Consider the following 9251-nt stretch of genomic DNA (forward strand, 5'->3'; position numbering starts at 1 on the left):
TAAATAATGATTTTCTCACAATTCCAATCCCTCCTATCTACACCGATGTAAATGCTTTTCAACTAACATACTCAGGGTTTCAAAATGTAGTCTCCTTATTTTTTTAAAATTAATAAATTCGACTTGTTTTAGAACAATTCCTTCTTCCACTAACCTGATCGTTAGTTGAACAAGGACCTTCTTTTTTATTGATTATTATCTTCGTTATACGCATTACACAAAAGGTCTTGATTAGCGACGGATTGAATATTTTACAATATATGGAATAAAATAATATCTAAGAGCAAGGTTAGCCCTCCACATACATTGAGATTTCATCAATGCCTTGCTCCCTTATTTTTAGCTACAAGGCTAATGCCCAAGAATTACTTGCGATTTCCCATAGAATAAAGTGTCATATATTAATTGCCAACCAGTTATGAATTTTGAAGGCATCAAAAGTGCCTTTTTTTTTCAATTCAAAAAGCCACATAGTGTTTAACCTTCGTAATGAGACTATATGTATTGTTCAATCACTTCAATAAATGTACCTTCTGCTTTCTTTTGCTCGACAAAGTTGCCGCAACAACTTATTGTTAAACACTTGCACCCTATAGTTTAAGTACATTTATTCTCAAACTTTTCAATCACTAAAGGAAATCTAGTCTAGTCATTTTCATTAGGGAGAATTTCCCCTCCCCATTCGCAGTAAAAACAATCTATACCCCACCCTTTAAATGGTACAATTAATTCATCTTTTTTTCCTTCGTTAAAATTTAAACTTGTGAACGATTTAAGATAAAACGATTCATCAACTAGTTCTTTTCCACAATTAGGACAATACTTTGGTTTCATAATACCAAACTCCAATCTTATTACTTTTAATTTATTTCCAAACAATCTAAAATGCCCCATTGCCACAATAAAAAATGTTTTACACTTCTTGAAGTATAGCCCCTGTTAGCTTAAGTGTACTTCTTCACAATATGGTCGTAGTGCGTCATAAATTTTTTTATTTTTATGATTTTCTGAATTGGAACCTTCGATTTAAAAGAAAATAAAACAACAAGTCAGTTTATATATTTGGAGGAAATCTTATGAAATCAAATATCTTACTAGGTCTTTCTTTTTTTGCAATTATTATTGGAATTATATCTTGGTTAATTGCAATTCCTAATTCCGAAAATTCCCTTGGAACCCTGTGGATGCTAACATGGGTAGTAAATCCTTTGGGAGTTCTTTTCGGTTTTCTAACTATAAAAAACCGATCTGCATTAACATGGATAGCAATTGTCATTAATATTCTACTTACCATCAGTTTTGGACCTATGTGGTTACTGGGTGATTTATTTGGTTTTTAGTTTGTTACACAATTGATTTCAAAAGTGAAATAAAGGAGAATCGTCCATTCTCTTCTTCAACTATCCTGCTCCGTTAGTGGAACAAGAAAAAAGATCGCCGCAGCGATCTCCATCTATAACTCTTGCACCACGTTAGTTGAAGAGCATTGAAAATTATTTGAACTACAACCCTAACATCTTAACAGTAATAATGAGGAACAATAAAATAATATTTAGCCAGACAAAAAATTTAATCATAACCTCAGCCCAAAACTTCCCACGCAAACCAAAATAAAGGATAACAACATAAAATATAAGGCTAATAACTATGCGAAATACAGAAACTTTTTCAATTGCCAAGCCAAAAATGTCAATGAATGTATTTATTAAAACAGAGATAATAAATAAAAATAGGTATATCTTATATTTTTTTTCTTTACTCTCGGACTCATCTTTAATTTCATACATTTTTGTTACCTCAATTTACCTTCTTTTTTCTTTAGACTAACAAATAAGTTCTTCAATTATTCTGATCCGTTAGTTAAACAAGAAAATGCCGCTGTTATTTAATGTATTGGGGAATTCCAGATAAGTTTGTCTAAATTCCGAATCTTTGCTAATAAGAGGAATTTTTATTCTGTATTCCACAATTACAAGACCTTTTTAGCCTTATAATAAAGACAAGAAATAAGGAGTAAATTAGGTGGTTCAATATTGTTGATTTATTACGTAAGGAACAAATCTGCATACTTTAAGTAAAAGCACTCGCAATGTTAAACCAGGTAATTGATGACGAACTGTATTCGAAAAAAATGCTGATTCGTGACTTAACTAATCTCTTAGTTTTTCTTGATCAAATGGAAGATGAAGTCCTGCCAGTTGGTTTAGAAGAATAAAAAATTGTTAGTGCTGCTTTTAATTAACTCAAACAGATGATGTCAATGGATCTCCTGGCTTTCCATTTATTAAAAATAAAAGTATTTTAAAAGGCTGTCGTATGTAGGCACCCTTTCATTATTGAGTGATCTTGCTAACCTGCTTCTTTAGTTGAAAAATAAAAAAGCCTTACTCCTTATTGAAGTAAAGCAACCTTTAGTTGAAGAAGCGACAATTAATATCGAGTATTTCCTAATGATATTTATTGCATTTTATCTTTGGAATATGAAATATTATTAATTCCCATTCAAATGATAGATTAGTTGCACAACGCCAGAGGAGAACGTTCTTGTATTAACCATTTTTAAATTCAACCTTTGTTTTATATCAATAAATAACGGTTTTCCTTCTCCAAGAATAACAGGGTGAACAGATAATCTAAATTCATCAACAAGCCCTAAATTGATAAAAGATGTAATAAGACTTGCCCCGCCATATAGCCAGATGTCTTTACCAGGCTTATTCTTTAATTTATTAACTTCTTCAAGAATATTATCATTTATGAATATTGCTTTATTATCAGTCCCTTTTTGTGTTCTGGAAAACACATATTTTTCTTTACTATGAACTAAATCCCAAATTTCTTTTTCAATATCAGTAACTTCATTTTCAGGAGTATATTGTCCCCATAAATCGTAGCTTTTTCTTCCATATAAGATTGTATCAATTTGATTTAAGAAATTAATAAACCCCATCTCAGAGTCCATAATGCACCAATCAACTTCCCCATTTGTCCCTTCAATAAAACCATCTAAAGTAACTGCTAAATCTAAAATTATTTTTCTTGGGCTTACGTTATTGGACATAATTCTTCCTCCCTTTAATCATTTAGATATTGTTTCTACCGCCAGTAATGCACCAGTTAGTTAAACAAGTAAGGAGTCAATCTACGAAAAATAAATCCATAAAGCGAATGCACCGATTACTACTGGAATAAGTGATAATAACAGAAGAATTATTTTCGCTAAGATGTAAGATTTACTTGCTATTTTGTGAAAAAGAATCATATCCTGTTCTGCCCAAGATGCGTAGGTATCATTTCTTATCCATTTCCACTTCTTAACTTCCTTCAAATGTGCCTCTTCATTATATTTTAATAGTACCCATATGAAAAAGATTATTCCAGGTATTAAAAACAATAATCCAACAACCAAAGCATCCATTTTGTCATTTCCTTTTTATTACAAAAATTAAAGAGGTAATTACCTCTTTTATCATTTATAACTGTAAACATAGGCTATTCACTTGTTAATATTAACTTTCGTGTTTTGGCATCATATATCTTATAACCAATTTCAAACATATGGTCTTTTGTAACTGTCACCTTACAAAAATATGGGATTGACTTTCCATAAGCATCAAGTGCAGGAATATCTCTGAAAGTAAACATTTCATCTGTATTGAGCATTTTAAAGTCCGCTTCAGAAGAACGACCTGATGAATCTATATCGATAACACATTTCCCACTGAAGACATCAAATTCCTTTAGCACAACATATTTTAGGCTTGGGAGAGTAACCATTAAAAGTAAAACACCAATTAAAAAGATTCCAAAGCTTTTAGCTACATCCAATAATGGACCACCATACATAGCAATAAAGGTAAATACTGCGGCTATTACAAACAAAACTCCAACTATGAGCATTGAATAATAAAAGAACATTTTTCACTTCCTATAACAATTGAATGGAATATAATATTACCTCTTCCAATAACCTCCCGTTAGTGAAACAAGTAAAAACTAGGTGGTTCAATTTGGATAACTTTTTCTGTTTCTTTTCCTATCTAGGTAAGTAAAAATACCTAATATACATAAAGTAATTCCAACCACTATAGAAAACCATAATGTATCTAATTCTTTAAAAACTCTACTTATGATTAAGTAAGCAAATATGATTATTAGTAATAATACCTCTTTTTTAGTTTGTTTCCTTTTTTCAAAGAACAATTCTAAAAACTTTCTCACCTATTACACCGCCCATAGTTTTATAACCTCTGGTATCAATTATTACATAACCAAGGCAAAAATTCCTTCTTCAACAAAACTACCAGTTAGCTCAATAAGAAAAAGGCTGCCTCAGCAACCAAATATTGAAGAATCTCACCCGTTAATTTAACAAACCATTATCAAAATTATCGTAACTTTTTGAAAGAAGTTAGTCATTATTTCTAATAGAATTTCATGCCAATCTTCTTCTAAATATTTATACAATAATCCAATATTACTACTTTAGATATAAAGGCTAAAGGAAAATAGAAGGATTTACTTTCCTCTTTCGTCTCTTAAAATACATAGTAGGAGGTTGAGCAGCATGTTATTGCATCAAATATTGAATGGAATGCTTCTTTCGATAAAAATAGGAACATGTAAAAGTATAATGGAAACATGTAGTTTAAGTTAAGGAGGGTTGATAAAGTTGGGGAAATTTCTAAATTTTTCATATAAGGATTTTAGGTACAAACTTTATGTTCCGAGCGAATATCAAGCGGAAAAAGATACTCCTTTGATGGTGATGCTTCATGGATGTGAACAAGATCCGGATGATTTTGCTGCTGGAACAAATATGAACGAGCTTGCTGAAAAAGAAAACTTTCTCGTACTCTATCCTGACATGAATCACCTGTTTAATCCTTCGAATCCGGCTGCTTATAACCCTTTTGGCTGCTGGAACTGGTTTTTGGATAAAAATCAGCACCGTGGAGAGGGACATCCCAAGTTAATTAATGGGATGATTAATCAGGTTAAAAGGACGTACCGCATTGATTCAAGTAAGGTGTACGCAGCCGGATTATCTGCAGGTGCGGCACTCGCTTGCATTCTTGGAGTTACCTATCCAGATGTATTTAGCGGTATCGCAGTGTGTGCGGGACTTCCCTATGATGCTGCGAATGTATTTTTTCTAACCGATCCAATGGCTAAGGCTGCTAAAGAAAGCATGCAAAAAGGCGTTTCGGACCCCTATGCATGTGGTAACAGCGCCATTCAGGAAATGGGAAAGTTCAAGAAGAAAATGCCTGTTATTGTTTTCCATGGTATCTGCGATACAGTTGTACATCCCATTAATGGACAACAGGTTATCATACAGTGGGCACAAACTAATTTTCTTGTAGAAGGTGGTACAGGAAGAGCTGATATTACACCTCACCAGGTCAAATCAGACCTTATCAATGGAAAAAGTTGTACTAAACATGTATACGGTGATGGGGGCGGTGAACTTTTAATGGAACTATGGATGATCGATCAAATGGGGCACGCATGGTCTGGCGGGAGCTCAAATGGTTCATATACCGACCCATTAGGGCCAAATGCAACAGAAATCATTTGGAATTTTTTCACCAAACATCATCAGCACACTGTTGAAAATCTTGTTGAAAATCTGGTCGAAACACCTAAAAAGAACTTTTTTCGTGACCTTTTTACAAAGCTTTTTAAGAAAAGAGGATAAAACTATTCATCTTATTCTCATAGGTCCACCAACTCCAACCACATCATCGAATGCCACCCGATTAAACTCGAAAGGCTTTACTGCTTCACGAAGTTGATGAGTAATTGGATCAACGTAATGAAATCAAACGTTGCATATCGAATGCTAAATGTAAAAAAGACGCAGGTTACCATTTAATTTTACCGAGGTCCCGTTTGAACATTTCAATCACCTCTTCGATTTTCATTATATACGAACTAACGTTTTGTTAATAAAAAGGACCCGTTTAGGTCCAATTAATGGCTTTCTTCAACTAAAGCAACCCGTTAGCCATCTATGCAACGGAAAAATCGTCGCTGCCCCACAAAGAATGAAAATGGTTAGGAAGTGTCAATACTGTTACTAACCTTAATCCAGTTAACCTAATCCATAGACTTATTAATTATCGCTCTCCTCTTTTTTTTAACGATTGAGCAGGGTCTTCTTAAGTATTGTCATTTTTCTAATGTTGAAGAAACTTATTTTCATGGTAGTTGAAGATTAATTGGTCCAATAACCATATAACAGGATTGATAAAATAAAAGTTAGTATTAATAGAAAATCTTAATTCGCAACCTAATAGTGTCAACAAAAAAGAAACGGATTTTTCGCCCGCTTCTTATCGAAAGTTTTGTTCAATGAATATTTGTTCTTCTTCGGGTGTCAACAATTGTGTCGCAACTCCGATTGTCCCGTTTTGAAGAGAAAGAATTTCGTTGTGTGCTTCGACCGCATTTTCGAAATTCCCTTCGTTCCATTCGTCCAAGATTCGTAAATAAACGTCTTCGTAAACATAATCCGTTTCGTCTATTGTTTTAAGCAATTCGTCAATTCTTTCGGGCGTCATTTCGGTCGACCCGTCCTTCATATCTGCAGCAACTTTTTGGTGCGTCATACGGTGAACAATCCATTGGAATTCGGCTTCGGTAGGAACGTAAATGCCTTCAGTGATTTTCGCTTCAAGTTTGGCATCGTTTTCTATATCCGTGTCAAGCGAAGTTTCGGTTCCCACTTTTTCTTTCCAGTCACTAGTCATAGCTTGATATATTAGCACACCGACGACAATGACCCCCAATACCCCAACAATCGAAATACCAATCAAAAGTCTGTTCAAAAATCTATCCATTTACCCAACCGCCCCTTTTATACTTATCACAATTTTTTATTCTTATGAATACGGATTTCAAATCATTTCGTTTCAAAATACGGGTCAAGCAAAGATTCTTTTTCAACTACAACATGACGAAGTCCCTCCGCAAGTTCGGCAATTTCCCATTGTGCCCCACGTCCTTTTCTACGTTTTGAATAGAAATAACGATCGACCCTTTAAAACAAAAATGCAGGGAATTACTCCCTGCATTTTTTGTTTTAAAGGAAATTTCGAAAAGGTAGTTCCCCCTTTTTCCTCCAAGGTTAATTATACCAAAAAATATAATGACATAGGACTTTAGTTGCAATAATTATTGCTAAAAAAATAGAGAGAAATACAATCATTATGACTGTACTTCTCTCAATTCCAAGAGAATTAGGATAGCTTTAGAAAAGTATTGTGATTGTGAATTTCAATATTTTTTTTACATATTTAGAGTTTTATATTTTCCACCCTCTTCCTTAATGGCCATACTGTCACAAAAAGGGCGATGACACACACTGGCTGTCATCGCCCTTTTTTATGCTTATAATCAATCCCAACTAAATACAATTTGCGTCAACTACCTGTCCAGATACCGACATAAGTTCATTTATGTTAACCCATCCACCAATATTTTGAGATTGGTCAACACCTTCTATTGTAAAAGGTAGGCTAATATTGTTGGAAAGTGTCAAAGTGGATCTTTTGCCAATGCAATTCTGTGCTTTTTGCAGAGAATCCACCCTGACACCTTCACACGAAATCGTATACCTTTGCATCGGTACGTAAACTAATACTCCCCTTAAAGGATCATAGGTCCTTATTAAACCTTCAGCAGTTGTTCCATCTCGGAAAGTTAATCTAATCCAACGCTTTTGCTGATAACAATCAAGAATTTTTTGAAATAGTCCTTGCCTGTAGTCATAGTAATATGGATAGAAAGGCTGGTAAGGATAATTTAGATACAATGCAGCCTCCCCCTTTCTTTAATCAGTAAATCTTCTCATTTATATGAGAAAAAAAAGGGTTGGTGCTTGTCATCACATGCTGTGTATAAGAAAAGCGAATATTGCTGACTGTTCGCTGGGTTTTATATGAAATAATCAATAGATGAAGGACGGCAAGTTTTTTTTCCAAATCGTAAAAGAATTGATTTCTTAAATTAATATAGTGTCTAGTATTTGCCTTTTAACTGGAATTTCAATGATTTTTGGCTCGCCAAATACAGTACCTAAAATGACTACAGAACCTCTCTAGGTAAGTGAATCATTTATTAAAGTTTTAACGTGGTTCTGTATAGTACCTCGCACCCAAGGGCAACATCTTCAAAAGAACTCCACTCATCTGGATGATGACTTATGCCATTGTGGCTCCTTACAAAAATCATTCCAATATCTGTGAGTTCTCCAAACACCATCGCATCATGAGCAACCCCGCTTGGTAATTCATAAACAGGATACTGTAATTCTTGCAGAGAATTTTTTACTGCTTTCATCACTATTGGTGAACTCATCACAGAAGATAGGGATTGAACCTGCCTAATTTCACACCCTAAACCACGGTTTGCAGCAATTGTTCGAATTGAATTATAGATTTTAGTAACCGTATTTTTACGTCGTTCATTAGATATATCCCGAACATCAAGTGTAAAATCCACTCTCCCAGGAATGACATTACTACTTCCAGGTTTTACTTCCAATTTTCCTACTGTCGCAACACTTCCGATATTGTCCTGCGCTATTTTCTCTATGGCTAATATACATTCTGCTGCAGCTGTTAAAGCATCTTTTCTCTCTTTCATCCAGGTCGTCATGCCCCGCTTCACCCATGATGGTTACTTCCGCCCATTCTCCACCAGAGATCTCCGTAACTATTCCAACAGCTAAATCTTTATTTTCTAACACTTTTCCCTGCTCAATATGTACTTCAATATAAGCTTTTACGTCATTTTCACCTAACTGAGCTCGTTCTAAAAGGTCTGGATTAATCTGATTAAAATATTCCCCTTCTAGACTGGCTTGCTTCATGGCATCCAGATAGGAGATCCCATCTTTATCTGTTGCTGAAGCTAAATTTTTCTTTAATTTCTTCGAACCTCCTGTCCCAACCAAAGCGGTACTACCTATAAAAGCATAATCAAAACGAGCCCCTTCCTCATCTGTTAAGGATACCACCTTTATCGTTCTTGCAGGTTGAATTCCCTTTTCTTTCAAAGTACAAAGCACCTCAACACCCATTAGAACACCCATGGCGCCATCGAAACGCCCGCCAGAATTTACTGTATCTATTGCGCTTTAATAGAAGGGATTTTTTCACATTCATCGAAATACATAGAAGACAAGTCATTATACGAGGGGGATTTGAATGGAGTTTTCAGTTCTCGTTTCATGGTTGCAATAT

Annotated in this window: 12 protein-coding genes and 1 pseudogene; 3 read left to right on the forward strand and 10 right to left on the reverse strand. The window is 34.4% G+C overall.

All coding sequences use genetic code 11. The features are described from left to right. Positions 1-645: 645 nt before the first annotated feature. A complete protein-coding gene (locus AB7942_RS29555) occupies positions 646-879 on the reverse strand; it encodes a hypothetical protein (RefSeq protein WP_335438911.1) in 234 nt (77 codons plus the stop codon). Between the two features lie 197 nt (positions 880-1076). Between AB7942_RS29555 and AB7942_RS29560 the strand changes: the two genes are divergently transcribed. Further along, a complete protein-coding gene (locus AB7942_RS29560) occupies positions 1077-1340 on the forward strand; it encodes a hypothetical protein (RefSeq protein ID WP_335438913.1) in 264 nt (87 codons plus the stop codon). A gap of 162 nt (positions 1341-1502) precedes the next feature. Here the strand turns inward: AB7942_RS29560 and AB7942_RS29565 are convergent, their stop codons facing one another. After that, positions 1503-1787, reverse strand: a complete 285-nt coding sequence (locus AB7942_RS29565) for a hypothetical protein (RefSeq protein WP_369449639.1) — start codon at positions 1785-1787, stop codon at positions 1503-1505. Between the two features lie 302 nt (positions 1788-2089). Here AB7942_RS29565 and AB7942_RS29570 point away from each other — a divergent pair, with 302 nt between their 5' ends. Beyond that, a complete protein-coding gene (locus AB7942_RS29570) occupies positions 2090-2215 on the forward strand; it encodes a hypothetical protein (protein ID WP_369449640.1) in 126 nt (41 codons plus the stop codon). Positions 2216-2491: 276 nt separating this feature from the next. Here AB7942_RS29570 and AB7942_RS29575 read toward each other — a convergent pair whose 3' ends face one another. From AB7942_RS29575 to AB7942_RS29585, 3 genes are all read right to left on the reverse strand, one after another. After that, positions 2492-3061 carry a dihydrofolate reductase family protein gene (locus AB7942_RS29575; protein ID WP_369449641.1) on the reverse strand — a complete coding sequence of 190 codons (570 nt, stop codon included), beginning with the start codon at positions 3059-3061 and terminating at the stop codon, positions 2492-2494. 81 nt (positions 3062-3142) lie between these two features. After that, complete coding sequence (locus tag AB7942_RS29580) at positions 3143-3418, reverse strand: hypothetical protein (RefSeq protein ID WP_369449642.1); 276 nt, start codon at positions 3416-3418, stop codon at positions 3143-3145. 74 nt (positions 3419-3492) lie between these two features. Then, positions 3493-3918: a hypothetical protein gene (locus tag AB7942_RS29585; protein ID WP_369449643.1), complete on the reverse strand. Its 426-nt coding sequence runs from the start codon at positions 3916-3918 to the stop codon at positions 3493-3495. A gap of 754 nt (positions 3919-4672) precedes the next feature. On the opposite strand from AB7942_RS29585, the gene AB7942_RS29590 reads away from it, so the two are divergent. Beyond that, positions 4673-5701, forward strand: coding sequence for an extracellular catalytic domain type 1 short-chain-length polyhydroxyalkanoate depolymerase (locus tag AB7942_RS29590; RefSeq protein WP_369449644.1), 1029 nt, complete (start codon positions 4673-4675; stop codon positions 5699-5701). Positions 5702-6338: 637 nt separating this feature from the next. Here the strand turns inward: AB7942_RS29590 and AB7942_RS29595 are convergent. The 5 genes and pseudogenes from AB7942_RS29595 to AB7942_RS29615 all read right to left on the reverse strand — a co-directional run bounded on the left by AB7942_RS29595 (position 6339) and on the right by AB7942_RS29615 (position 9139). Continuing rightward, positions 6339-6845, reverse strand: a complete 507-nt coding sequence (locus AB7942_RS29595; protein WP_369449645.1) for a DUF6241 domain-containing protein — start codon at positions 6843-6845, stop codon at positions 6339-6341. 62 nt (positions 6846-6907) lie between these two features. Next, positions 6908-7030, reverse strand: a pseudogene (locus tag AB7942_RS29600) (FAD-dependent thymidylate synthase); the annotation flags it as partial. Between the two features lie 381 nt (positions 7031-7411). Beyond that, positions 7412-7819, reverse strand: coding sequence for a hypothetical protein (locus tag AB7942_RS29605; RefSeq protein ID WP_369449646.1), 408 nt, complete (start codon positions 7817-7819; stop codon positions 7412-7414). Between the two features lie 305 nt (positions 7820-8124). Continuing rightward, positions 8125-8610 carry a M20/M25/M40 family metallo-hydrolase gene (locus tag AB7942_RS29610; RefSeq protein ID WP_369449647.1) on the reverse strand — a complete coding sequence of 162 codons (486 nt, stop codon included), beginning with the start codon at positions 8608-8610 and terminating at the stop codon, positions 8125-8127. After that, positions 8528-9139: a M20/M25/M40 family metallo-hydrolase gene (locus AB7942_RS29615; protein ID WP_369449648.1), complete on the reverse strand. Its 612-nt coding sequence runs from the start codon at positions 9137-9139 to the stop codon at positions 8528-8530. The genes AB7942_RS29610 and AB7942_RS29615 overlap by 83 nt, the downstream gene beginning before the upstream one ends. Between the last annotated feature and the right edge of the window lie 112 nt (positions 9140-9251).

Source organism: Neobacillus sp. BF23-41, from assembly GCF_041106275.1.